General features: G+C 48.1%; 24 protein-coding genes. 4 read left to right on the top strand and 20 right to left on the bottom strand.

All coding sequences use genetic code 11. From position 1 onward, the window contains the following. Positions 1-49: 49 nt before the first annotated feature. On the top strand, positions 50-2,269 hold the full coding sequence (locus BM318_RS09315) for a carbohydrate binding family 9 domain-containing protein (protein ID WP_177218287.1): 2,220 nt from the start codon (positions 50-52) through the stop codon (positions 2,267-2,269). 12 nt (positions 2,270-2,281) lie between these two features. On the opposite strand, the gene BM318_RS09310 is transcribed toward BM318_RS09315, so the two are convergent. From BM318_RS09310 to BM318_RS09245, 13 genes are all read right to left on the bottom strand, one after another. Next, positions 2,282-3,241 (bottom strand): EamA family transporter, encoded by a 960-nt coding sequence (locus BM318_RS09310; RefSeq protein WP_092982350.1) that lies wholly within the window; start codon positions 3,239-3,241, stop codon positions 2,282-2,284. A gap of 43 nt (positions 3,242-3,284) precedes the next feature. Next, entirely contained in the window at positions 3,285-3,980 is a 696-nt protein-coding gene (locus BM318_RS09305; RefSeq protein WP_092982349.1) for a hypothetical protein, read from the bottom strand. 256 nt (positions 3,981-4,236) lie between these two features. Further along, complete coding sequence (locus tag BM318_RS09300) at positions 4,237-4,461, bottom strand: hypothetical protein (RefSeq protein ID WP_092982348.1); 225 nt, start codon at positions 4,459-4,461, stop codon at positions 4,237-4,239. 148 nt (positions 4,462-4,609) lie between these two features. After that, positions 4,610-5,365 carry an SDR family NAD(P)-dependent oxidoreductase gene (locus tag BM318_RS09295; protein WP_092982347.1) on the bottom strand — a complete coding sequence of 252 codons (756 nt, stop codon included), beginning with the start codon at positions 5,363-5,365 and terminating at the stop codon, positions 4,610-4,612. A gap of 774 nt (positions 5,366-6,139) precedes the next feature. Further along, positions 6,140-6,934 (bottom strand): hypothetical protein, encoded by a 795-nt coding sequence (locus tag BM318_RS09285; protein WP_092982345.1) that lies wholly within the window; start codon positions 6,932-6,934, stop codon positions 6,140-6,142. A gap of 99 nt (positions 6,935-7,033) precedes the next feature. Beyond that, positions 7,034-8,122, bottom strand: a complete 1,089-nt coding sequence (locus tag BM318_RS09280) for an amidohydrolase family protein (RefSeq protein ID WP_092982344.1) — start codon at positions 8,120-8,122, stop codon at positions 7,034-7,036. 11 nt (positions 8,123-8,133) lie between these two features. Next, positions 8,134-8,769, bottom strand: coding sequence for a nucleotidyltransferase family protein (locus BM318_RS09275; RefSeq protein ID WP_092982343.1), 636 nt, complete (start codon positions 8,767-8,769; stop codon positions 8,134-8,136). A gap of 9 nt (positions 8,770-8,778) precedes the next feature. Next, positions 8,779-9,795: an XdhC family protein gene (locus tag BM318_RS09270; protein WP_092982342.1), complete on the bottom strand. Its 1,017-nt coding sequence runs from the start codon at positions 9,793-9,795 to the stop codon at positions 8,779-8,781. After that, the gene (locus BM318_RS09265) at positions 9,792-10,988 is read right to left on the bottom strand and encodes a molybdopterin molybdotransferase MoeA (protein WP_092982341.1); all 1,197 of its coding nucleotides are present in this window, start codon (positions 10,986-10,988) and stop codon (positions 9,792-9,794) included. The genes BM318_RS09270 and BM318_RS09265 overlap by 4 nt, the downstream gene beginning before the upstream one ends. After that, a complete protein-coding gene (locus BM318_RS09260) occupies positions 10,985-12,103 on the bottom strand; it encodes a HesA/MoeB/ThiF family protein (protein ID WP_092982340.1) in 1,119 nt (372 codons plus the stop codon). The genes BM318_RS09265 and BM318_RS09260 overlap by 4 nt, the downstream gene beginning before the upstream one ends. Beyond that, the gene (locus BM318_RS09255) at positions 12,100-12,696 is read right to left on the bottom strand and encodes an NTP transferase domain-containing protein (protein ID WP_092982339.1); all 597 of its coding nucleotides are present in this window, start codon (positions 12,694-12,696) and stop codon (positions 12,100-12,102) included. The genes BM318_RS09260 and BM318_RS09255 overlap by 4 nt, the downstream gene beginning before the upstream one ends. Positions 12,697-12,701: 5 nt before the next feature. Then, complete coding sequence (gene moaA / locus BM318_RS09250) at positions 12,702-13,685, bottom strand: GTP 3',8-cyclase MoaA (RefSeq protein WP_092983472.1); 984 nt, start codon at positions 13,683-13,685, stop codon at positions 12,702-12,704. Positions 13,686-13,718: 33 nt separating this feature from the next. Further along, a complete protein-coding gene (locus tag BM318_RS09245; protein ID WP_092982338.1) occupies positions 13,719-13,964 on the bottom strand; it encodes a MoaD/ThiS family protein in 246 nt (81 codons plus the stop codon). 98 nt (positions 13,965-14,062) lie between these two features. Here BM318_RS09245 and BM318_RS09240 point away from each other — a divergent pair, with 98 nt between their 5' ends. After that, entirely contained in the window at positions 14,063-15,160 is a 1,098-nt protein-coding gene (locus tag BM318_RS09240) for a vWA domain-containing protein (RefSeq protein ID WP_092982337.1), read from the top strand. 186 nt (positions 15,161-15,346) lie between these two features. Then, positions 15,347-15,514: a hypothetical protein gene (locus BM318_RS14315; protein WP_177218286.1), complete on the top strand. Its 168-nt coding sequence runs from the start codon at positions 15,347-15,349 to the stop codon at positions 15,512-15,514. 8 nt (positions 15,515-15,522) lie between these two features. Here the strand turns inward: BM318_RS14315 and BM318_RS09235 are convergent, their stop codons facing one another. The 7 genes from BM318_RS09235 to BM318_RS09205 all read right to left on the bottom strand — a co-directional run bounded on the left by BM318_RS09235 (position 15,523) and on the right by BM318_RS09205 (position 23,288). Continuing rightward, entirely contained in the window at positions 15,523-16,989 is a 1,467-nt protein-coding gene (locus tag BM318_RS09235) for a M14 family metallopeptidase (RefSeq protein WP_092982336.1), read from the bottom strand. After that, positions 16,986-17,702, bottom strand: coding sequence for an N-acetylmuramoyl-L-alanine amidase (locus BM318_RS09230; RefSeq protein WP_317040354.1), 717 nt, complete (start codon positions 17,700-17,702; stop codon positions 16,986-16,988). Before BM318_RS09230 ends, BM318_RS09235 begins: the two co-directional genes overlap by 4 nt. A 286-nt stretch (positions 17,703-17,988) precedes the next feature. Further along, complete coding sequence (locus BM318_RS09225) at positions 17,989-18,855, bottom strand: 1,4-dihydroxy-2-naphthoyl-CoA synthase (protein ID WP_245759795.1); 867 nt, start codon at positions 18,853-18,855, stop codon at positions 17,989-17,991. Positions 18,856-18,932: 77 nt separating this feature from the next. Then, entirely contained in the window at positions 18,933-20,228 is a 1,296-nt protein-coding gene (locus BM318_RS09220) for a glycosyltransferase family 4 protein (protein WP_092982335.1), read from the bottom strand. Continuing rightward, on the bottom strand, positions 20,176-21,687 hold the full coding sequence (locus tag BM318_RS09215; RefSeq protein WP_092982334.1) for a DEAD/DEAH box helicase: 1,512 nt from the start codon (positions 21,685-21,687) through the stop codon (positions 20,176-20,178). The genes BM318_RS09220 and BM318_RS09215 overlap by 53 nt, the downstream gene beginning before the upstream one ends. A 116-nt stretch (positions 21,688-21,803) precedes the next feature. Further along, positions 21,804-22,754 carry a 2-hydroxyacid dehydrogenase gene (locus BM318_RS09210; RefSeq protein ID WP_092982333.1) on the bottom strand — a complete coding sequence of 317 codons (951 nt, stop codon included), beginning with the start codon at positions 22,752-22,754 and terminating at the stop codon, positions 21,804-21,806. 18 nt (positions 22,755-22,772) lie between these two features. After that, entirely contained in the window at positions 22,773-23,288 is a 516-nt protein-coding gene (locus BM318_RS09205; protein ID WP_092982332.1) for a DUF6155 family protein, read from the bottom strand. 164 nt (positions 23,289-23,452) lie between these two features. Here BM318_RS09205 and BM318_RS09200 point away from each other — a divergent pair, with 164 nt between their 5' ends. Continuing rightward, positions 23,453-24,316: a sigma-70 family RNA polymerase sigma factor gene (locus BM318_RS09200; RefSeq protein ID WP_092982331.1), complete on the top strand. Its 864-nt coding sequence runs from the start codon at positions 23,453-23,455 to the stop codon at positions 24,314-24,316. Positions 24,317-24,372 lie beyond the last annotated feature (56 nt).

Below are 24,372 nucleotides of genomic sequence, written 5' to 3'. Positions count from 1 at the left end.
TCCCAAAAACACTATATTTATCGGTACCAACCAAACGCACCGCCGGTAGATGAAAACCCTGCTGAGACCCTCCCTCCTCCTACTATTCCTATTTGTACATCATTTTTTACTCAGCCAAACTACCGGGATAGACTCGGTGGTTCGCCCGGAGTATATGGCAACGGCTATTGAGGAAAGCCCGGTAGTCGATGGGGATGTGCTCAACGACCCTGCATGGAAAAGCATCCCGGCCATTGAAGATTTGGTGCAATTGCGACCCAACCTGGGGCAACCGGTATCTGAGCGGACCGCAATCCGGATTGCCTATACGCAACGGACGCTTTATGTAGGCGTGGTATGTTACGATTCAGAGCCCGATAAAATTGTTGTTTCTGACTCCCGTCGCGATGCTGACCTGAACGACGAGGATAGTTTCCTTTTCATTGTTGACACCTATAACGACCAGCAAAATGGATTCCTCTTTGGGACCAATGGCCAGGGTATGGAATACGATGCACAGATAGACAATGAAGGTAAGGGTAGTTTTAGCGCCAACCGTCAACAGGGCGGGGTAATAGGAGGAACCAACCTGAATTGGGATGCCACCTGGTCGGTGCGCTCCGAGATCGGGGATTACGGCTGGAGTGCCGAATTTGCTATTCCCCTGAGTTCTCTGCGGTTTGCGCCTGGGGAAGATAAAACCTGGGGACTCAACTTCAGGCGTAACATCAGCAAGAATACCGAAACGGCCTTTTGGACCCGACTCCCGTTGGGTTTTGACATGAAGCGTCTGTCGCTGGCCGGAAAACTCACCGGACTTAACCTGCGGAATCCCGGGAACCTGAAACTCATTCCTTATGTATTGGGACAGGTCGTTAACGATCGCTCGGTTGATCCCGCCGACAACGATACCCGCTTTGAGGCCGGACTGGATGTGAAATACAGCATCACTCCCAGCCTTACACTGGACTTAACCTATAATACGGATTTTGCCCAGGTAGAAGTAGACGACCAGCAGATAAACCTGGACCGGTTTAACCTTTTTTTCCCTGAGAAACGGGCCTTTTTCCTGGAGAATGCAGGGCAGTTTACGGTGGGTACCCCGGGGGAAGTGGATTTATTCTTCAGCCGCCGGATTGGTCTGGCGGGCAGTGGAAATATAGTTCCCATCATCGGTGGGGCACGTATGTCGGGGAAGATCGGACAAACCAATGTTGGATTGCTCAGCATATTTACCGACGAGATCGATGATCAGGGGATTGTGGAAAACAATTATTCCGTAGCCCGGGTAAATCACAATTTTGAGGGCAGCCGTTCTGCCCTTGGGGGAATGTTTGTTAGCCGAGCAGGTTTAGGGGGCCTGGACGATGATTACAACCGCGTTTTTGCCCTCGATGGCAAGTGGGGCATTGGCAATAAGGCAGAAGTTACCGGGTTTATCGCCAAGAGTACTACTCCCGGCATCGAATCCGACGATATAGCCTTTAAGATTCGGGGGAATTACGATTGGAATGGATGGAACCTGGCGGCCGGGTATACACAGGTAGGCGAAGGATTTAACCCGGAAGTAGGCTTCCTGCAGCGCGATGCTTTTAGGAAACCGGAGCTTTTGATATTCAAGGCCAAGCGTTTCGAGAATGCGGGGAACTTCCTGGAAATACGGCCGCATACTTCCTACAGGGGATATTGGAATTTCGACGGAGATCTGATTACGAGTTTCTGGCATATCGATAACCACTGGGGTTGGCGCAGTGGCTTTGAGATACACACCGGAATCAACTTCACCGCTGAGAATGTCTTGGCGCCCTTCGATATAGCGGGCTTGGAAGTGCCTGTGGGTTATTACAACAATGAAGAATTGCAACTTGTTTTGATCACCAATCCTAACAATGCCTTCTCCTTAAGTTCGCGAACCTTTATCGGCGGGTACTTCGATGGAAATCGTATATCCAACAGTGGTACTGCCAACTTGCGTCTGGGGGATCGGTTTAATTCCTCCCTCACCTTTAGTCACAATTACCTGGATCTGGGAGCTGGGATTGAAACGGCAGTAGTGGGTGGTTTGCGATTTGCTTATTCGTTTACCCCGCGAATCTTCCTTCAAACCCTGGTGCAGCGAAACAACGTATCGAATATTACGTCGGTCAATGCCCGCTTTGGCTGGCTGCAAAACGCCAATACCGGCCTGTTTGTGGTGTGGAACCTGGTTCAGGACGACGATATGATCGACGGGCTGGATAACCAGGTATTCACGATCAAGTACACCCACCGGTTTGACCTGATTAAATAGTATTCTAGGGGCTTACTCCCTTTCTGAAGCAGCTTCTTTGCGTACTCCATTTTCTTTACCCTGGAAACGCCGCAATCCAATCTTCTTGCGGCCGGTGTTGATAAAATAAACACCCGTAAGCAGGATCAGCGCGGCCACCATAGACTGGCCGGTTATGGGTTCCTCCAGGAAATACCAACCCAGGAACATGGCCACAATAGGGTTTACATAGGTGTTCGTGGCCACCTTTTCGGGAGATACATTCTTCAGGAGGAAATTAAAAGAAGTGAAGGCCACAATACTCCCGAAAATCACGAGAAGTGCCATGGACCAAATAGTGGGCAATGACCAGGTGGAAGGAGCTACCCAGGCCTCCCCTGCCCCAATACTCATCAATCCCAGGAATATTCCCCCTATAAGCATTTGATAAGCGGTGTTTACAAAGAAGTTGGACGGCATATCGGCCTTTCCTACGAACAAACTTCCATAGGCCCAGGCAATCATGGCAGAAACAATCATCAGGATTCCCACCCAGGCCAGTGGATGACGCACCAGGGTTGCCTGACTCACCAGTAAGTAGATTCCCAGGGCTCCCAAAAAGACACCTACCAGCGACATAGGCCGCAGGCGTTGTCCTTGCAGCATCCACATCATAAACATGACGAGCAAGGGTTGTGCAGAGATAATAAGTGCCGCAAAGTTACTGTCGACGTATTTCAGCGCCCAGACTACCATGCCATTCCCGAGACTCAGAAACAGGAAGCCGGCAAAGGTGGCGTTCAGGAATTGTTTCCTGCTGATTCGTAAAGGTTTTCCAAGTAATGCTGCGATTCCAAATACCAGGAGTCCGGCGCTGACAAAGCGAACAGCAGCCAGCATAAAGGGGGGTAACTCCCCTACCGCAACTTTATTCAGGAGATAGGTAGACCCCCAGATCACATAGATGGCGAAGAATGCCGCAATAATGAGCGGAAGGGAGGTCTTTTTTTCCATGCCTTAGATTCCCTGCTAAGTTACGGGGAAATCGGACTCCGTCTTAAAAAGTGACTCCTAAAATAAAACGGAAGGTTCCATGGCTGTAATTCAAGGTTGTGGCTTCCAATTCCTCCGGGTCACTGTACTGTTCTGGAAAGGGACCCATTTCCGTACCATGTGTAAGCAGCCCGGTGACGCCAAGAAGCCCATAAGTACGGGCCGATTTCCAGATTCTGATATCCATACCCCCTTCCACTCCAAAGGCAAATGCTGTATTGAGCGTATTATTGGATTCGTTTAAATCGTCAATATCAAAAGCGGAATTTACCAGGATTCTTGGCCCCAGGCTAAATTCAACTGCGCCTCGGTTCCAGATGCGACTGGCTCCAAAGCCAATGCTTCGAAATCCTACGTCGATAAAATCCCCACTGGCATTTTGACCGGTGGATTCCCCGAGATTCCCATAGAAAGCCTCGACCTTCCAACCATTTTGGGGGTTATTTCCCCACCGATACGCCAGGGTAACGACCGTACCGCCCGATGTTTCCTCTGGATAGTTCACCGGACCAAAGATGAATCCTGCAGAGCTGGCATTGTACCCATTGTCCTCTAAATGATTGGACATTTGTTTGGCAGGCCCAATGAAAGAACGGCCAATACTTACCTGAAACCCCTGTTCGCTGACCTGTGCGTTAACTTCCGATTGAAGTGAGAGGAAACTCAGGAAAAGCACGAATAAAATACCTCTAAAAACCATGTTATTAGGACTTTAGGGTAATGTACAAAAAAGAATCTAAGTGCTGGAGATGTAACAATTCCCGAAATAGGAAGTCTATTTAATAAACGAGAGCCATGAGTTCACTAGACATGAAATACAACCTGAGAAGTTTGCAGTACAGCAACCAAGGGGGGTGGGAATTCTCCAGGAATTACCGATTGCAATCGCGTAAGAGTTTGTCGTAAACAAAAAAACCGCCCAAAATGGACGGTTCTTTCTTTGACGTATCAGAGGATTAAACCTCCAGACGACCTTTGAGTCGTTTTTCGATTTTACGTTTGATCTCAGTCAGGCGCTTCATTACGTCCATTAACTTCTGATCGCGATCCTGTTTGTATATTTCATTGATGTCCAGGATCAGGGCTTTTAAATCTCGGGAGGCCTGTACCCGATCACTTGTTGAAATTCTGGACCATTTTCTGTTTTCGAACTCTTCGGCCCGTTGCAGTAATAATTCCATTTAGGGGTCTTTATTTAAGTTACCAGTTAAATTTTACGCTTCACGCAAAGAATACCAGTTTGTTCAGCTTGTTAAATGATCGCTCAAATTAGTACAAATAGCAGACCTTATTATTATAATTAACAAAAGTTTAGCCAAAGGGTAATCTTTAGTGCATATAGCTGCCTGCATTGACGTCAATTGTTGTACCTGTAGCATGATCCATTTGTCCGCTACAAATGAACCGGATAAGGGGTGCAATGTCTTTGGGCTCTGTTAATTCATTCAATGCTAATTCCTCCAGAATCTTCTCCTCACCTGCCTGTTTGATAAATGGCTCTGCCATAGGAGTTCTGGTAAATCCAGGGGCTACCACAAAGGATTTCACCCCATACTTGCCAAATGATCGCGCCACGCTCCGGGCCAGGGAAGTTACTCCTCCCTTTGAGGCGGCATAAGCCAGATAAGCGGAAGTCTCCCCGCGGAAAGCAGCACGGCTACCTATATATATTATACGTCCCCCACCGTTTTCCATAAAATGGTCCAAAGCCAGTTTGGTGAGCAGACCACAGGCATCCAAATTAATCCGCATGGTTTTTTGCCAAATTTCCCACCAGGTCTCAGGGGCCATCCCCGGCTCATGGGGAATAAAAACACCTGCGTTCAGAATTAGGGTGTTTAATGGGGATTGGAAACCGATAACCTGACCGAAAAGCTCCTGAATAACCCCGATATCTTCAAAATTGGCCTGAACGAGTTGGTGGGCCGCTCCCGGATGTTCCGAAATGGCTTTTGCGAGATCTCCTACCCCACTATTATAGTGCAGGCTTAAAGTTGCTCCCGCTTCGAGCAACGAATGGGCTATACCAGCTCCTATTCCTTTAGAGGCTCCCGTCAAAAATATGTGCTCTCCTTTTAATTCCATGGCAGCAGAAATATACGAATGAATGGAAAAGCTCACCCATTTTGCGCAGAATTCTCATGAAATTTTATGCGAGATAATCACCAACACTTCGGAAAATATGTTAAATATTACCAAAACTGATTTTTTCACACCTTTCGTTTATATATCTGATAAACAATGGTTTATATTATTTTGGGACGATTTTTCTTTCTTAATAATTGTTTAAAACAGTACCTTTTTATGCATAGTACTGTAACATTTTATTTTTGTGGTCGTCTTATTGGTGTAGTCAAAATTGATATACGATGACCTTTAAACAAAATAAATATTATTACCTGGACCGGGGCTTCGCCCTGGGATGGGGATGGTCAGGCGGAATCAGCGTAGACAAAAAACAATCATCATCAAAAAATAAAACATCATGAAAACAAGTATTGGATCACCCACAGAAGCGAGAAGATTTAGTTATTTCTCAAATTTCAAAGGAAGTAAACGAGTACGTTGGTCGGAAGCCCGCAACTACGTTCACTAAACCCGGGGCCACAAACCCTGTCAATCATCAATCATCATCAATCATTTAAACGAACTGTCATGAAACCTTTTAAAAACCTGTCTCCTACCGAGGCCCGTCGATTTGCTACTTTTTCCTCCTTCAGGGATAGCAAGCGCGTCCGTTGGACCGAGAGTCGGAACTACGTTTACTAACGTAATTCCCTTCGCCCTCATCACGCGCAAGGAAACAAAAAGGCCCCGCACTAGCGGGGCCTTTCTTTTTAAATCAACCTATATTGTGGTTTAGAATTCCAGGGTTTCCTGGGCTCCATTGGGATAGGTAAGTGTTGCCGTATTATCGCAACTCCCATCTCCCAGGTCTACCATCACGGCAAGACCATTTTTGCTGATTTCCATCAGACCACTAACCAAATACTCACAGGAAAAATTACCTGTCAGCGGGCTTTCAATGGCCACGCTGTAGGTGTTACCATCCTTAATAAGCGTCCAGTCGCCGCTTAAGCTAACAGTAGAATCGGAAAAGTTCTCTCCGAAAGCGAATTCTACTGTTCGCGTACCGCTTTCACTCAGCATGCTTCCATCGGGCATGGTCACGCTCATATCGCTAACCACGGTCAGTGAAATACTATTCTCATTCATTCCCTGACTAAGTACGTAGCTTCGCGTACCGTTCAATTCCACCTCGCCTACAAAGAAACCATCGTACGTAGCTGTATATTCGGCAGTTTCTTCGGATACTCCATAAACAACCACCAAAGTACCATTTACGTTTTCGGTACCATTAAGTACACAGTTCGCAAAGGTTGCGGTGAATCCGTTTTCAGTGTATTCAGCGGAATAGCACTCATTTGCTGCGGTTTTACCGGAAGCACTGTTTCCAGCCTGGTACAATTCGGAAAGCGCACTATCAGCAACTCCCGTCCACTCTTCAGTTTCAAAGACTGCTTGTAATTCTGTATCGGTAAGTTTGGCCTCTTCGGCAATTTCCTGCTCGTCGGCATCTGAACTACACCCTAAAAGAAGGATACTTGCGAGGATTCCGAACATAATGGCCCGGAACAATTCGAACTTTTTCATTGTAAAATTTTTCGATTACTCCCCTAAGAACGAACCGAATGCAGGAATATTTCTCGTACAGGTAAATATCCGATGAATGACACCCTTCGCTACTAAAATCTAGTCCGTTGGGAAGAGCGATCGATCTACGTTAGGTAGTAATTTCAGGGCATTGGCATAGTAAACCTTTCGAAGTACCTCGTCGGGTAAATCCAGGCCATACATGGCCCAGAAGGCGTGGTACTTCTTGTAATACGGGAAATACTCGTCTGCTGTTTCCAGCACCCGGAAGTAAGTCGGGTACTCGTCCGGATTCCAGGCATCCTTTCCAAAGAGAATCCGGTCCTGATAACGGATAAAGAAAGCCCGTGCCTGCTTGGGTTGCCGCCCGAGTTCTGCGATAATGGCCCCAATGCCCACATACATATTGGGCATATCGTCTAAAAAGGTGGCCAGTTTATCCAGGTCATTCGCGTACCATCCCATATGGGCATTGATAAATCGGGTATTGGGATGCTTCTTGAACATACGATGCTGCTCATCGATAATTTGCTGCCAGGGCGCGGGATCAGTGTCCGAGCGCTTACGGCGGGGTCGGAGTTTAAGCTCCAGCCAACGTTCATTATTGGCATCCATTGGATCCCAGAAAGACTTGGGATCAGCGGAATGGATCAGTACAGGAATATTTAGTGTCGCACACATGGCCCAAATCGGATCCAGACGAGGGTCATCGACGGCAATTCGGTTCCCATTCACATCTACATTCCTCAGGCCAAGGCTTTTATATATTTTTAAACCAGAAGCACCGTTTTCAACATCTGCAGCCAATTGTGCAGCAGCCTGCTCTCCCCAGCCGGGTTCCCCTACCCCACTGAAATCGACATTGGCAAAAACCACAAAGCGATTCGGGTAATTGGCCTTGACATTTTCCATAGCCTGTTTGAGATTATCTCCCGAACGCCCGCTTAGATTTACCATCACGGCCATATTCATTTCATCCATTGGCCTGACCAGGGTAGACAGATCCATTTCAGGCATGCGAAAATGGTGGGAATGAATATCTATGAAGGGAAATTTTGCCCGGGAGACCGGATTTTCCGGAACCACCAGGGTAGATTCAGGATTATACGCTTCCAAATCCATTGTTTGGGCCTGGGACATCAGGCAGGTAATCAGGAAAACAGGGATCAGGTAGTATCTATTTCTCATGTAATTCTTTATTAGCCAGTTGTATTGGGTTGATTTTGTTTCCATTCGCTATGCAGTCTTTGATAAGCCGCTGGCGTATCGATATCCCGAAGATCCGGGTGTAGCTCCGGAGAGAGGATAGCTGCCTGCTTTCGCATCCAGGATTTTGCTCCTTGCTTCGGGCTTTCCAACAGCATATAATCCCACAGGATTGCAGGTATTATTGCAGGTGCTCCAAATCCCTCAGCGTAGCGGCTGGCAATAATCTTTTTGGGGTATTCCTTAGAATACTCCTTTAAAGTACGGATATATTTCCGGTCGATCAGGGGCTGATCTACAAGGAGAATCATCACGGCTATGGCATTGGGGAATTTTTCCTGCGTACGCTGAATACCAAAAGCCAGGGAATTACCCATACCCTGATCCCAGCTTGCATTATACTCAAGCATATCAGACCAGCTGGGAATGGCGCTTTTTATTTGATCGTGATGGGCGCCGGTTACAATTATCAGGGAATCGGCTGCATACTCAGCATTGGCCTGCGCATGGATTTCCTCCAGTAGGTGTTCCAACACCGTTCGTTGCCCCCAGGGAAGCAAGGCTTTCGGACTGCCCATTCGACGGGACGCACCTGCAGCGAGGACAAGGGTGGCGATTTCGTCAGGCATAGGAATGGCTTATGACTCCTCACGGGTATGGATACGGCTCTCCTTTTCATTAAGTGGAAGTGCCGTAGCCTGGCGAAATGCTTTCAATATCTCTGAGAGGATGGAAAGCGCTATTTCCTGGGGAGTTTCCGCTCCAAGATCCAGGCCTGCCGGTCCGTGAATTAATTCTAGAAACGCGTCGTCTAAATCTGGTTGGCGCTCAATAAGTTCGCCCAGGAGTCGTTCCCTGCGATGGGCAGGGCCAAGGATACCCAAATAAGCGGGGGAAGTTGCACTTAGCTGCAACAGGTATTTCAAATCCTTACTAAAACTGTGGGTCATCAGGAGGATTGCCGTTTGAGAATCGATCCCCAGATCTCCCAGTTGCTCCGGGATGACTGAGCTAAAATCCGATGCTCCCGGAAAATCTTCCAACCGCTTGGCTTCATCGGCCGCTACCACAATATGTACCTCCCAACCCAGGGTTGCCGCCATAGCTGTTAGCTTTACGCTATCGTGTTCACCACCAAAGACCAACAAGCGATGTGTAGGGGAAAGCTGCTGTGCAAAGCACATTTCTGAAACCGCCAGGTTAGCCGGGCTTAAGGGCAAACGCTGCTTCCCAACCGTGAAATAGCTGCCCAATTCCGGGGCCTCCCTTTCCTCCAGGCGATAGTCCGATTCCAGCGCCAAAGGCTGTCGTGACTCCGTCTGATTCTTGAAATAAGTTATCGCTTCCTGCGAAGGGTTAAAAGGCTCCAGTAAAATGTACAACATCCCCTCGCATCCCAGGCGGTACCGCCCATCGTATGTCATCATACGGGCTTTTCCCGTTCGCATAACCTCCTGGGCCTGACCCGTAATATCGCGTTCCACACATCCGCCACTTACGGCTCCTACAGCGGAACCATCGGGGAGGCAAAGCATGCGAACCCCTGGGCGCCGATATCCAGACCCTTCCAGGTGCACAACGGTAGCCAGCACGGAGATTCCTGCGTGCTTTATTTGTTGATAGGCATGGAATATTTCTTTGAGCTCGTGGGTCACAATTGTAAATTAAAACAAATACACGGAACAAGCGCACCTTTTACCAGTACTTCCCCAGGGTTTACACGACCAAATGCATTGGCTTTGGTTAGGCTTAGATAATCTCCCGAACCATTCATGGATATGCGTACAGCATTTAAATGACCCTGCTCAGGTGAGAGTCGCAACGGGATAAAATGCGTGAGATCGGACTTATTTTCAATGGGTTCCTCCAATATTGCCGTAATCCGGGGTTCAGGCGCCCCTGTAGTTTGCCGAAGCCAGGGAAGAAAATACAGATGATAATTCAAAAAGGTAGAAACCGGATTACCCGGAAAAGAAAACACGTGGCACCCACGAGCTGCATCCATTCCAAACCAAAAGGGCTTACCTGGCCTTTGGGCCACACGGTGAAAATCCTTCACCACCCCCAATTTCTCGAGCACCCCTGGTAAATGGTCAAATTTCCCCTTGCTCACCCCGCCACTCAACAGCAACACATCCTGGGTTTGAAGTAACGCTTCAAGGCGATTTTCGATGATGGCGGCATCGTCGGGCAAATGTTCCAAATCAGGGCGAATACCCGCTGCCAAAACTGCAGAGCGCAATGCGTGGACATTGGATCTGCGCACCTGGTGGGTTTCCGGGATGGTCTCGACCGGGACCAATTCATCGCCGGTTGAGAGGATGGTGATACCCGGCAATCCCCGAACGGCCAGGGTTGCCTTACCAACGGAAGCTAAAACCGCTACCGCCGATGGATCGATCGAGTGCCCCTTTTTCAGCAATACGGCACCTTCAGAGGCGTCGCTTCCTTTGCGGTGAATGTTCTTGTTAGGCGTACAACCGGCTAATATCCTGAAACCCTCCGGTATTTCCTCCAGGTCCTCATACCGTACAATAGTATCTGCACCTTCTGGCAGTATGGCTCCCGTTGCAATTTCAATGCAGTTACTGGGATCCTGTAACTTTAACTGCGTAATTCCGGCGCGGGCCATACCTTCACTTGGAAATTCCCGGACCCCCTTTTCGTAGGTATGATAGGCCAGGGCAATCCCATCCATAGTGGCGCGGTTGTAAGGCGGTTGATCGCGATCCGCGAGAACATCTTCGGCCAGGACTCTGCCATTGGCCAGCTCCAGGGAAACTTGTTCCACCCCAAAATCCGCTTTACGGGCCAAAACTGATTCCAGCGCTTGATGATAGGATATCACCGGGAAGTGGTTTTAATGCTGCGCATTCCACCTTCTATCCAGGCGAATTCGTACTCAGGAAAGTACTGGCTTAACAGGGAACAGGCCACACGGCTCCGGGGTCCTGATTTACAAATCAAAAATATCCGGGTTGCACGGCTTGTATCTTTTCCGAATAATTCCTGCACGGCTTTGCCGTCACTATTGTGCTGATCCAGCGTTCCTTTAAGGTTACTCAGAGGAACGATCCTGGCCTCAGGAAGCGACCCGTTCTCGAATTCGGAAATTTCCCGAACGTCGATCAATGCAGTTTGGTTCGAATTTCTTTCCCTCAGATAGGATTCGTATGAAACAGCTTCCGAGCCCGAATCACAAAGGTTCGCGTTATAGTTTTCAGCTACTATTTCTTTAGGTATTGCCCTGTTGGGATTGCGCTTAAAAGCAATGGTACGGCTTTGCTGTTCAAGCCCTTCGAATATCATTAGTTTGCCAGAGAGTACCCCCTCAAGATCACACAATACCTTTACCGCTTCCAGGGCCTGAAAACTGCCAATAATTGCCGGTAAGATACCCAAGGTGCCCAGGGTATTGCAATCGGGTATTTCTCCTTGCTCTGGCATTTTAGGGAACAGGCAACGATAAGTAGGTCCGCCTTGGTAATTAAAAACACTTACCTGACCTTCAAAACCATGCAGTGCGCCGTAGATCCAGGGTTTGTCCAACATCAGACAGGCGTCGTCAAGGAGATAGCGCGTTTCCAGATTGTCAGTAGCATCTATAATCAGATCATAAGAAGCGAGGATTTCCAGGGCATTTCTAGCATGGAGGAAGGTATCCAGTACCGTAATCGAAGACTTTGGATTCTGTTGTTTTAAAAACCGGGAAAGACAGTCTACCTTGAGTTTCCCGAGATCAGCTTCGGTATAAATGGGTTGTCGATGGAGGTTCGACAGTTCTACCTGATCCCCGTCGATCAGTCCCAGCCGACCTACGCCCATGGCATTCAGGTAGAGGGCAGCGGGGACACCCAACCCTCCTGCTCCGACCAGGAGCACCCGGGATTGGGCCAGAAACTCCTGTCCATGGGGACCGAAGCCTTTAAGCTTGATCTGTCTGTCGTATCGCTCCGTATTCATCGGGTGGCAATATATTCCTGTAATTCCCTGAAAGTCTCCGGGTCATTGGCATTCGCAAGAACCAGATCGTCTTTGGGGTGCACCAGTTTTGTATCGTGATTGATCAGGAATTTACGGGCGCAACTACTCGTTGCCGTTTCAAGATAGGTCATAGCGGCTGCGAGTCCCGCAGGTTCCCAAATGGCTGCAAGTGGCTCCGGCAAGCCCGATTTTACAGTAGCAAAAGCAGTCGCCATTCTTTCAGGGTCCCGTTCCTGTATTAATAGCTCAATATCTTTGGCCAGAAGCAAGGGCATATCACAGGCTACCACTAACCAGGCAACTTCCGGATAGGCCCGATGCGCCGACAACAAACCATTGAATGGTCCCCGGAACTCATCCCTGTCCAGAATAGTGTCCATCCCAGTTGGAATGTCGTCTTGCTGATCGTTCCGAACGCTTAAAAAAGTTTTTATTCCGCAGGATTTGAGGAGAGCTACCGTATATTCACGCTGGGGCATTCCGTGGTATTCAAGGATTCCTTTGTCCTCCCCCATTCGGGTACTTTTCCCCCCGGCCAGTACCAGGCCGTATAATTTTCCTTTAGGCTCCATCTTCGTTATCCTCCTATACTGGTCATTGAACTTCCGAAAACCGGTCCAAATCGCTCCTGTGCTTCAAATCCGTCTTTAGCCCTGCTCCCCACAGCCTGCCGTATTAATCCAGCCAGCTGGTCCGTATCGCTTTCCCGACGAATCAGCTCCCGTACGTTTGCAACGGGTTTCCCGTAAAGGCAGGTCACTAAATCCCCGGTTGCCGTAACCCGAAGTCGGTTGCAACTGCCGCAAAAGGTGCGACTAAATGAAGGGATTACCCCAAATCCTCCTGCATGGCCCTCAATTTTATAATTGACAGAGGTGGAGGTCAGCGGCGCTGGCTGCTTTTCAAATTCAGGATACCGCAATCTAATGTGTTCCAATATCTGCTTGTGGTTCCAATGCAATTTCTTGAAATTCCGACTTCCTCCATTAAAAGGCATTTCCTCCAGGAAGCGCACCTGGACCGGATACTTTTCCTGAAATTCCATCATCGGATAAATGTCGTCGATATTTTGCCCTTCCAACACCACAAAATTGATGCGTACCGTCAGGTCTTCCTCCAGTAATTTCATCAGGTTTTCGCGCACAATCGCAAAGGAATCCCGGCGCGTGATCCGCGCAAAAGTTTCCGGCCTGATGGCGTCGAGGCTAATGTTCACCGAAGTGAGCCCCATGGCCTTAAGCTGCTTTAAATAGGGCCCAATCAGCGTGGCATTGGTAGTGACGGATAATTCCTTTAAGGCATCATGAGCACCCAAATGTTCCAAAAGTTCACGGATATCGGAGCGTACAAAGGGCTCTCCGCCGGTAAGCCTAATTTTATCTACTCCCAGATCAATGAGTACATCGCTTAACCGTTGCAGCTCTTTGGTAGTCAATAAATCGTTGCGCTGGGCAAATTTAATCCCGCGCTCAGGCATGCAGTAGTTGCAACGGAGGTTGCAGCGATCGGTTACCGCCAACCGCACATAGTTAATGACCCTGTTATGATTGTCTATAAGCATTCGCTTCGTTTCACTGCGCACCCGGTGTTTTACTTATCCCCCGCTTACAGGAGGAATAACGGCAATCTCGTCCTCAGGACCAATGGTTATTGCATCTTCGGCATAGTGCTGATTAACCGCTATGGCCAGGGAACTCAAACCTTTAAGATCGGGGAATTCCCGCTTTAAATAACCCTTCAATTCCCCTACCGTGCCCGGGGCATTTGAGGCTGAGGATTCCAGTTCCAGGGCAGCCAATCCAACGATGTCCCGGGTAACCCCAAAGAGCAAAACTTTCATCTGGCGCAATTTTCATTAAAAATAGCCAATTAATACTAATGTTCCCCATACATACTAGGATTGTCAAAACTCCGTTTTCCTTGAAATCTTTCTAAACCATGAAAATGAATCGTATTGCCTCATTATTCCTCTTTTTACTCAGCACAACCCTGCTGATCTCCTGTGGGAATGCAGATGATGATGTTAGCCTGAACCTCAATACCGGAGGCGACCTGGGGCTGGGAAAACCAGTCGATAACTGCCTGGATTTTGGTGAGAATGAGCTTTTACTCTCGATACAAGACCAGTTTACCACCCTGCCTGGAAAAGTTTCTATCTTTTTTCGGGTGTCGGACGAATTCGGAAATCCTGTGGCCGGCCTCAATGCCTCCCAGTTTACCGTTTACGAGCAGGGACGTAACGACGATTGTTTCAATACCATTTCCGCCTCGGAAAGCCAGGCCAGGATTTCACCGAACTCACAGATCTTCAGAAATCACACTTTATTGGTTCTGGATTTGAGTAATAGTGTACTGAGTTCCAGCCTGCCTGAGTTAAAATCTGCATCTACAAGTTTTATCAATAACGTCATGCCAGAAATGGCCAATGAATCCTTTCAGATGGCCGTGTACTGGTTCGATGGCGAGGACGTACTGCACGAGTTGCATCCGCTAACCAGTAATCGCAGCTTGCTGATCGATGCGATCGATTCCATCACAACCGATATCAGCCAGGACCCCAGTACCGATCTCTATGGGGCGGTCCTGAAGAGTACCGACATAGCCGAAGACCTTTTAGACGATGCCGCACAGAGCCAGATCATCGGGGCAGCTTCCGTTGTCCTTTTTACAGATGGAACCGATCAGGCTTCCCGTTATTCTGAAAGTTCTGCGCTTGAAGCAGTAGAGGAAGCGGACTCGAACATTTCCTTTTTTACCATTGGCCTCGGAGCAGAAATCGATAGTGATGTCCTGGAGGAAATCGGAAAGACCTTTAGTGTCTTTGCCGGGAATAAGGAGGAGTTGGAAGTAACGTTTAACCAGCTCTCTCAGAAAGTATCCGAGCGGGCCAATAGTTTTTACCTGTTCGAATATTGTAGCCCAAAACGCGATGGAAGTGGGGAAAACAACCTGGTTATCCGTGTGTTAAACAATGGCCTTTCCGGCGCAGTACAAACCAAATTTGACGCTACCGGCTTTACTGCCGGCTGTGAATAAACTAGCGTATTAGCCATCAGTTCTGCCCTACCCGGTTATCCCTGTCAGGTAGGGTTTTTTTGTTGGTAGCTGTTTCATATACAACAACTAAGAAGGGATAAAACCTGGTTTTGCCCTACGCTCAATAAGCATCCTAAACTCGTAACCAACTTAAAGCAACTAGTAATAATGCTAAAAGTTATTGTCATGGATGTACTGAATCAAATACTGCAAGAAAGTGCGATTGGAAACTTTTCAAGAATCGCGAAAAGCCTGATCGTTAGCCTGTTCATTACCATTGTAATGTCATTAGTGGCTATGCTCATAGCCCTGATCATCAATGGAAATCAGCTGCAATTCTCATTTGGATACTAGGAAAGGGACTAGCGGAAAATCATCCCGTTTTTCGCCCGGCCTTCCCCGGTAATTAAATTGAACGAAAAGCCATTGATAATGGCGTATTCCGGCTGTTCTCCACGATAGAGCACAAAGGTTGGATTGTCCCCGACATCCCATTTTGCTTCCTCCAGTTCGAAAGATTCTGAGAGGATGTGAACCGGATAGGGACTGAACAACCAACTGGCAGGGATCTGACGCATGCGCACATAGGTTATTCCCTGCGCCAGGAGGGCATTGAAATCCAATGCCTTAGCCGCAGAAGCGTCCTCCAGGACTTCCTCATATACCTTGCCGGCTTCCAGGTGTAGTCCTGAACCATCGATTACCTCATAGCCATAATAGGTAGATAAATCGCCCATATCGATAACCCGGCTGCTATACCAGAAGTCGTTATGTCCCGGGAGGTCTACTTCGAGCCTATGAATCCCGAAGTCCATAAGATACTCCTGCCCCAGCAAGGGATAGGTGATGCCTTCAATCTTTAGGTCAAAGAGTTTGCGATCGTTCTCGGGGATACTTAGATAATCTTCGAGGGGTACCTCATTATAACTACCCGAAGCGATGGCGTAGATAGCCGAAAGTATGGAGACGTAGTTCAGTTTTCTGATCTCTTGCTTTTCAATATCGTTGGGATACCCCCCGGATTCGATCAGAATAGCACTGGTTCCCCATTTCTGGATATTATCCCCAAAAGCCCTGGGCTCAAAATCGTCATTGTATTTCCCAACCTGACCCGGAGCATACTGCTGCAGGATCCTGTTCATATAGCCAATGACTTTCATCGCGTTTGCACGCACTTCGTTGACGTCCTTTTCGTAATTATAGGCAGGGGCCAGGTACGAAATGGTAGCGGGTTTCTCTGTGCGCTCCGCGTTGTAATAGGTACTCTGGTCGTGCAGATTAAAACCAAATTCTGCATCGAGACTGTCCCGCACCCGCTTCAGTGTTTGACCTTCGGGAGATTGCAGTCGCAATGCGTCCCGGTTAATGTCTATCCCCAAGGTATTGCGCCGTTGGAAAACTTCAGCGCCATCGGGGTTGAGCATGGGCAAAAAATGCAGTTTCACCTTAGCGAGTAACTCCGCCTTTTCGTCGGCATATTCCGCTGCACTGAAAAAATTGAGAATGTCAAAGATTGCCTGGGTAGCTGTAGGCTCGTTCCCATGCATTTGGGACCAAAGGAATATATCCACTTCCCCGGTTCCAAGACTTATCAGCCGCAACGGACGCCCTTCGATAGACCTGCCCACAGTATTTACTTCATATTCAGGCCGGGCGGCCAGGGCATCGATCAAGGGCTGCAATTGCGCATGCTTAATTCTACGCTTATCTAGGGAAGACTCCTGGTACTCCGAGTACGATTCGTAAAAACGCTCGGTAAAGGCTTCCGTTTGCGCAGCGCAGCTCAGGATAGATAAGGATATCAGTAAACAGGTAAAAAGATTTCTCATTGTGCAGTAGTTATGGGTTGCCCGGGTGGTCCTTTTAGTTCCAGGTCGCTAAGTTCTTTTCGAAGATCCTGCATAAAATCTACGCCCGGATCTGTTTTTTCTGTACGGTATCCCGCGTCTAACTCCTTCCAAAGTTCATGCCCTTCGAAAAGGGTATATTCATAATGTCCGATCAGGTATTTGATGGAATACTTATTAGAAAGTTCCTTTACCAGGGCCAGGTTGGCCTGGAATTGGGCTTTTGTAAGGGGAGTATCCTTTGTTCCTCCGACATTTTCAATCCCTATGGCGCAATGATTCAGTCCGATAACGTGTCTGGCCATAAGGGTGTCCGGCATGAGGCGATGGACCGTTCCATCCCGGTCTACCAGATAATGGGCAGAGACATTGAGGCTGCCGGCGCTGCTGATGTCAGGGCGTGAATTAGGTAATTTGGGAGGGTAAAAGGCTTCCAGGGATTCCTTGAAATTATCAATGGCCGTCCAATGTACTACAACCATTTGTGGACGAATGGTGGCATCGTTCTGCACAATCCCGTAGCGATCCCTGAGGTAGGCCCGGCTGAGCTCAATGCGTTCCTGATCAAAGACGATGGGTGTATCCTGGATTTTCAGCGTCGTTTTTGATACCGTGGCACTGGAGCCACAGCCTGCTAATCCAAAGGTGATAAGGAGTAGAAAGAGGAGGTATGAAGACGTTGTTTTGAAGGACACGCTAATTAGCTTTAAACGAATGTACTCGATTCTAAGCACTTCAACAATGCCGTTTTTGCTATGCACTTCATCGATAAGTTTTGCCGCTCACCTCTTTCACAACAGTGAGGAGGCCTTTCACAACAAAAAATTCTCCGGACCGCATTGTGGGCGTATGTTTACAGTGTAAAAATTAATGAGGAGTTAATTTTTTCATTTTCATATAGTGTTCTCGTGAAAGGGTCTTGCTTCAACAGTGAGACTCTTTTTTTTGTGCCCTATCCGAAAAACGAAAGTGGTTTCGCCCTTATGGTATCCACTGATCCTTGCCAAAATCGGGTTTCCGCTTTTCCAGGAATGCATTCCGACCTTCCTTGGCTTCGTCCGTCATATAGGCAAGACGAGTTGCCTCCCCGGCAAATACTTGTTGGCCAACCATCCCATCGTCGGTTAGATTCATGGCAAACTTGAGCATTTTGATTGAGGTTGGCGATTTTGCCAGGATTTCCTGTGCCCATTGATAGGCCGTGTCCTCTAATTCATCATGGGGAATTACGGCGTTGACCATTCCCATTTCGTAGGCCTCATCGGCGGAATAGTTTCGTCCTAAAAAGAATATCTCGCGTGCGCGTTTCTGCCCGACCAGCTTGGCCAAATACGCCGAACCGTAGCCACCGTCGAAACTCGTGACATCCGCATCGGTCTGTTTAAAAACTGCATGCTCCTTACTCGCCAGGCTCAGATCACAAACCACATGCAGGCTGTGTCCGCCTCCAACAGCCCAACCGGGAACCACGGCAATGACGACCTTGGGCATAAATCGTATCAGACGTTGCACCTCCAGGATATTCAGACGATGGTACCCATCCTCCCCTACATATCCCTGATGACCCCGGGAGCGTTGATCTCCCCCACTGCAAAAGGCGTATACCCCGTCCTTAGGGGAAGGGCCTTCGGCACTTAGCAGCACTACTCCAATGGAACGATCTTCCATGGCGTCGTAAAAAGCCTTGTATAACTCGGCTGTGGTTTTTGGGCGGAAGGCATTGCGAACCTCTGGTCGGTTAAAGGCAATTCGGGCTACGCCGTCGGATTTCTTATAGGTGATGTCTTCAAATTCGCCGGCGGATTTCCAATCTGCTTTGGCCGAAACGGACATTCTGGATTTTCCCATGTTGTTTGGTTTCTACTATTATCCACAAAGATAAGCCCTGCAATAGAAAAGCAACAGCCCAAAGAAGCTGGTAATGTTTAGTGCTTTTTCAGCAGGGAGTTCTTAGCCTCTATCCATTTGGACATGAACCGGGAAGAATCAAAAGCTTTGCTTCTAAGCAAATCTCGCAAGAGCCTGCCTTCCCGACTAATCGCCTGCTCGTTATGAAAACCGATACTACTCTCCTTAGGGTTATCCGCATTGGCGAAGTGTTCCCGGGCCAGCTCCCTGCCCTGCTGCAAAGCAGCCTCCCATTGCATCTCATTATCATAAAGCTCCGCTGCTTTTGAGATCATCTGGCTTATCTCTTTTATGATCAGGGGATTCTCTTTAGAATTCCCGCCTATTCCTTCCCAACCTACAGGCGTGCTCAGCGTAGGCAAACCATATTGCAACCCGCTGATTATTTTTCCCTTTACCCCGGCCCCGAAGCGCAAAGGTGCCAATTGCAATCGGGCCTTCTTAAATACTTCTTCAATGCTGGGAGCATATCCTTTTATGATAAACCGGTCCGCACCCGGATAGTTGTCAGAACCCAGTGGTACCTCCTCAAGGTAGGCCCCGTAAACGTGCAGTTCTGCCTCTGGGCAGCGCTGGGAAAGTTCAGGCCAAATCGAGTTCCTCAGGATTTGAATAGCATCTGCATTAGGAGCATGCTTGCCGTTCCCGGCAAAGACAAAGTGTTTTCGACTTTCATGGGTTTGATCGTTCTGGCTATCAGGTGCTTCCATTTGGAAGGGAGCATAGACTAACTGCGCCTTTATCCAGGGAAAAACACCGGTAAGCAAGTCGATTTCCGCCCTGCTGATCATCAGGCTCAGATCGCATCGAAGTATGCTGGCCAACTCCCGGGTAAAAACCGGATGACGATACCATAAGTCTTCATCCCAGCTAATTCCCTTTTCTACCGCTTCTTGCCGGCTAAGCCTGAGGCTGTGCAGATCTTCCGTATCGAGGATTAGTTTGCATTTGGGAAGCTGGGACCGCACGCGCCAGCCAAATTGCTCTTCGGTCATGAAGCGATCAAAGACAGCTATGTCGCAATCCAGGCGCTTTACCAGTGCATCGAAGGAAGAATCGTTGAGCCGAACCTCGTGAATTTCTGCTACAAGTGCTTCGAGCGAATCCGGATAACGGCCTTGTTTTGTAGCGACGGCAAAGTGCACAATGGCACCATTTTCTTTGAATGTCCGCAGCAATTGGAGCATCCGTACCCCTGCCGCCGTTGCCCCGGATTCGGGGTGGGTATGCCCGATTACCAGAATCCGCTGGCCATCCATATTACATTCGGGAAGCAAAGCGCTGAGATATGCGCAAACGCAAGCGACGTTCATAATCCTCCTGTAGCCAATCCCGGTAATTCTTGGTATTGTTCATGATACAGTGGGAGTACTGTTTAATCCGGAATTCGATTTCGTCCCGAAGCTCCCGTGCCAGGATTCGGGCGTCAAAGACGTCTTCAGAGTTTTCCACACACATTTTGGCATGTTGCTCAATACTGCGTTCCAAAACGATTTTGGATTTCAAGCCTTCGGCAAATACCTTTTTGTATTCTTCCTTGACGTCAAATGAAATGTCCTTGGATTTGGAAAACTTTTCTTTCAGGGCATCCGGCATTTCGTAAACGAATTCCCGTTCTATCTCTTCATCATTGCGGATGTTTTCCAGGAAATAATCCGGAAAGTGGAAGATTTCCTGCCAATCTACCGGGGAATCCCATGGGCCAAATCGCGCGATGTTATTACCCATATCCACCACAGTAAACTCATCCTTAGACCCTGTTATACGGGATCCCCTACCAATCATCTGAAAGTATAAGGTTAAGGAGCGGGTAGCCCGATTGAGAATTATGGTCTCAACACTGGGTTCATCAAATCCAGTGGTCAGGATACTTACCGACGACAGGATGGCATCCGGCGTTTTGGCGAACCAGTCCAGGATTTCACGTCGTTCCGAAGCGGAATTCTTATTATCCAGATGGCGAACAGGAAGCCCCGCCTTCCGAAAGGTTTCGTATACATATTTGGACGTACAGATACCGTTGTTGAATATCAGCGTTTTAGTGCCCTTCGCCAATTCCTCATAGGCGCCCAGTAACTTAGAGAGCATTTGATAATTCCCGTACAGGGCGTCCGAAGAACGAACAGTGTAATCCCCGTTAATGCCTAATTTCAACGACTTAAGGCTAACATCATAATTATAGAGGTTAGCACGTGCCAGGAACTTCTTCTCAATAAGTGATGCTATAGATTCCCCAACGATCAGTTTTTGGTAGTGATCCTTCATGGGCAACTTAATGTTGGAACTCAACGGGGTTGCCGTAACTCCAAGAATCACTGATTTTTCGAAATATTTGAAGAGCTTGCGAAAGGAATTGTAGTGCGCCTCATCAATAATTACAAGGCCTACCCCCTTGAGCTCTATCGCCTTGTCCTGGAGCCGGTTATTTAGGGTTTCGACCATGGCGACATAGCACTGATAGGCATCCGGGTCTTCCAGCGCTTTGACCTCACTATTTATGATCTTATTCTTGACCCCAAAGCCTTTGAGCATACGGGAGGTTTGGGTACTCAGTTCTATTCGGTGGGTTAGCACCACCACTTTCTTGCCGGTTTGCTCGATATACCTGCGGGCGATCTCCGAAAACACCACTGTTTTACCACCTCCGGTAGGTAATTGATAGAGCAGATTAAAGTCTTCTGGAGCCTCCTTCAGGCACTCGAAGATCTTTTCCAGGTCTTGTAACTGGTAATCGTAAAGGGTTTTTTCGCTGATTTGAGTCTGCGTGGACACGGGGTTAGGTTTTGTTTGAGCATTACCTGGCCCTGGGGACAGGCTAATTTTGCAAAACTAGCCGATTTTTGGACCCAAATGAAATCCTCGTGGCGGAATTCGTTAACAGGTAATGGTTAATAACCTTTTTCGAGGTCTACTAAATTCTGTGGAGCTACCCCCTTCAGTAAGTTTTTGTAATTGGCAACAATCTGCGCAGCCACGGTACTTGGATCTGAAACACTGGCCACGTGAGGCGTTACCCGTATTTTTGGATGTTCCCAAAAGGGATGCTCCCGGGGAAGTGGTTCCTCCTGAAATACATCGAGGCAGGCTCCTGACAACAAGCCGCTGTCAATGGCCGGGATGAGATCCGCTTCTATTAAATGGCCGCCCCGGGCCGCATTGATTAAAAATGTGCCCGGATCCATCTGCTTAAAGCGTTTTGCATTCAGAATACCGCTGGTTTCCGGGGTAAGCGGAAGCAAACAAACTACGATCTGGCTTCCGGCCAGAAATTCGTTGAGGCTTCCGGCCCCGGCATACACCGAAATCCCTTCAGCTTTTTTTGACGAACGTGCCCAACCCCTGACCTGAAAACCGTTTTGAAGCAAGGCCTTTCCAGCTGCCATTCCCAGGGTGCCCAACCCAAGGATTCCCACCGTTGTTTCGCTGGCCCTGCGATAGTTCGAGGGTTCCCAGCGCCTGTCTTTACTCAGAACTTCATAATGCTGTAAGTCTCTTAATGCTGCCAAACAGTGCGTTAATACATATTCCGCCATGTCTGCAGTCAGTTGCTCATCTACAACGCGCATTATGGGTCGTGTAAGCCCGGATGGATTTTGCGGTGATCCTACCGAAGGGTCCTTTAAAATAAAATCCACTCCCGCTCCCATACTTTGAATACCAAGTAATCCAGTATAGTTATGGAGCAATCCTTCGGGATGCTTCCAAACAGTTGCCATCTTAATTGCTTCAGTTTTATGGGGCTCGGGATAGACAATAACCTCCAGCGAGGAATCTATTTTGAGTAATTCCTGCCGCCAGGCATTCCCTTTATCGTCGTTCCTGAGTATTAATAGGGCCATAACTGGAAATTATCGGTTTTAATTCGATTCTATTTGGTCAAGAATATCCTCCAGGTAGTCGAGGTTGGGCCATTGCCGATCTTCTGCCTGCCGCATAAAATCCCGAACGTGCTGCACATACTCGCGATGGATCCGATGATAATGGACGTGGGCTACCCATTGCTTGAAGCTTACTCCGATACTCTTGTAGAAGGAATCCGGGCAATTTCGGGTTGGTTCATAAGCGGCAGCCGTTTTTATGTTAAAGGCCATTAATTCGGCCATGACTGTTGGAGAAACCTCAAGAGTCTCAAAATGGCGAATCAGGTTTTTGGCAACCGACCTTCTGGCCTTTGCCTTTTTTCGCCTTCTGGGGAAGTACTCTTCCCGGATTTTCTCCTGAGCCTGCCGCAGCAGGTCCTCTTCATTCGGATTGAACACAAACTTGTAGTATTCCCGTACCTCCGGGAATCGGTCGTGGAGGTCAAGGAGCTGTTCCCGCAGGGCTTCGGGCTTTAGTTCCCCCAGGTATTTCTTTAAAGCGCGTTTACTCATATTTGCCGAAAATTGGCCATTTTGAGCCAAAAATCGCTTGTTTTTTGCTAATTCTTTCCAAAATGCTCATAAAGTATGTAAAAAATAGCGCAATCCCCTTTGGAAATAAGCAAATAAAGACTTATACTGAGAAGATGTTAACACTTTAAATCCATAGCACGTACATGAGGCAATTGAAAATTGTCAAGCAGGTTACCAATCGGGAATCCAAATCGCTTGACAAGTATCTCCAGGATATCAGTAAAATTGATTTAATAACCGCCAATGAAGAAGTAGAATTAGCACAACGCATAAAACAGGGAGACCAGGCAGCCCTGGAAAAACTTACCAAAGCCAACCTGAGATTCGTAGTCAGTGTTGCCAAACAATATCAAAATCAAGGCCTGAAGCTTCCAGATCTGATTAACGAAGGTAACGTTGGTCTGGTGAAGGCAGCAAAGCGTTTTGATGAGACCCGGGGATTCAAATTTATTTCATACGCCGTTTGGTGGATTCGTCAATCTATCCTTCAAGCCCTGGCCGAACAATCCCGCGTGGTACGGCTGCCACTGAACAAAATTGGGAGCATCAATAAAATCAAGAAGGCATTCTCGTACCTCGAACAAGCCCATGAGCGCCCGCCATCAGCGGAAGAAATCGCCCGGGAACTTGATATGACGGTTAATGAGGTAAAACAATCCATTAAAAATTCCGGACGGCATGTATCTATGGACGCTCCTTTAAAGGAAGGGGAAGATTCCAATTTGTACGATGTTCTGAAATCCGGGGAATCGCCACGGCCGGATCGAACCCTTATGCAGCAATCGCTGAATACGGAAATCAACCGCGCTCTGGATACCCTCTCCCCTCGCGAAGCGGATGTGGTAAAACTGTATTACGGAATTGGGGACCAGCAATCCATGACACTTGCTGAGATTGGTCAAACCTTTGATCTTACGCGAGAACGAGTACGGCAGATCCGCGAAAAAGCCATTCGCAAACTGCGACATAATTCGCGCAGTAAATTGTTAAAGGCGTATTTGGGATAATTCTTTGAGTTGCCTCAACAGCTATAAATAAAAAAGCGGCCCCTAGAGCCGCTTTT

The sequence above is a fragment of the Robiginitalea myxolifaciens genome (assembly GCF_900115205.1).
Classification (GTDB): Bacteria; Bacteroidota; Bacteroidia; order Flavobacteriales; family Flavobacteriaceae; genus Robiginitalea; species Robiginitalea myxolifaciens.
Note: the sequence above shows the minus strand (reverse complement) of the source record. Positions and strands in the feature narration are given on the sequence as shown.

What these genes read in the sequence shown, in the direction of transcription:
- BM318_RS09315 (WP_177218287.1), top strand. Translation starts at nt 50, where the DNA reads ATGAAAACCCTGCTGAGACCCTCCCTCCTCCTACTATTCCTATTTGTA.
- BM318_RS09310 (WP_092982350.1), bottom strand. Translation starts at nt 3,241, where the DNA reads ATGGAAAAAAAGACCTCCCTTCCGCTCATTATTGCGGCATTCTTCGCC.
- BM318_RS09305 (WP_092982349.1), bottom strand. Translation starts at nt 3,980, where the DNA reads ATGGTTTTTAGAGGTATTTTATTCGTGCTTTTCCTGAGTTTCCTCTCA.
- BM318_RS09300 (WP_092982348.1), bottom strand. Translation starts at nt 4,461, where the DNA reads ATGGAATTATTACTGCAACGGGCCGAAGAGTTCGAAAACAGAAAATGG.
- BM318_RS09295 (WP_092982347.1), bottom strand. Translation starts at nt 5,365, where the DNA reads ATGGAATTAAAAGGAGAGCACATATTTTTGACGGGAGCCTCTAAAGGA.
- BM318_RS09285 (WP_092982345.1), bottom strand. Translation starts at nt 6,934, where the DNA reads ATGAAAAAGTTCGAATTGTTCCGGGCCATTATGTTCGGAATCCTCGCA.
- BM318_RS09280 (WP_092982344.1), bottom strand. Translation starts at nt 8,122, where the DNA reads ATGAGAAATAGATACTACCTGATCCCTGTTTTCCTGATTACCTGCCTG.
- BM318_RS09275 (WP_092982343.1), bottom strand. Translation starts at nt 8,769, where the DNA reads ATGCCTGACGAAATCGCCACCCTTGTCCTCGCTGCAGGTGCGTCCCGT.
- BM318_RS09260 (WP_092982340.1), bottom strand. Translation starts at nt 12,103, where the DNA reads ATGAATACGGAGCGATACGACAGACAGATCAAGCTTAAAGGCTTCGGT.
- BM318_RS09255 (WP_092982339.1), bottom strand. Translation starts at nt 12,696, where the DNA reads ATGGAGCCTAAAGGAAAATTATACGGCCTGGTACTGGCCGGGGGGAAA.
- moaA (WP_092983472.1), bottom strand. Translation starts at nt 13,685, where the DNA reads ATGCTTATAGACAATCATAACAGGGTCATTAACTATGTGCGGTTGGCG.
- BM318_RS09245 (WP_092982338.1), bottom strand. Translation starts at nt 13,964, where the DNA reads ATGAAAGTTTTGCTCTTTGGGGTTACCCGGGACATCGTTGGATTGGCT.
- BM318_RS09240 (WP_092982337.1), top strand. Translation starts at nt 14,063, where the DNA reads ATGAAAATGAATCGTATTGCCTCATTATTCCTCTTTTTACTCAGCACA.
- BM318_RS14315 (WP_177218286.1), top strand. Translation starts at nt 15,347, where the DNA reads ATGGATGTACTGAATCAAATACTGCAAGAAAGTGCGATTGGAAACTTT.
- BM318_RS09235 (WP_092982336.1), bottom strand. Translation starts at nt 16,989, where the DNA reads ATGAGAAATCTTTTTACCTGTTTACTGATATCCTTATCTATCCTGAGC.
- BM318_RS09225 (WP_245759795.1), bottom strand. Translation starts at nt 18,855, where the DNA reads ATGGGAAAATCCAGAATGTCCGTTTCGGCCAAAGCAGATTGGAAATCC.
- BM318_RS09220 (WP_092982335.1), bottom strand. Translation starts at nt 20,228, where the DNA reads ATGAACGTCGCTTGCGTTTGCGCATATCTCAGCGCTTTGCTTCCCGAA.
- BM318_RS09210 (WP_092982333.1), bottom strand. Translation starts at nt 22,754, where the DNA reads ATGGCCCTATTAATACTCAGGAACGACGATAAAGGGAATGCCTGGCGG.
- BM318_RS09205 (WP_092982332.1), bottom strand. Translation starts at nt 23,288, where the DNA reads ATGAGTAAACGCGCTTTAAAGAAATACCTGGGGGAACTAAAGCCCGAA.
- BM318_RS09200 (WP_092982331.1), top strand. Translation starts at nt 23,453, where the DNA reads ATGAGGCAATTGAAAATTGTCAAGCAGGTTACCAATCGGGAATCCAAA.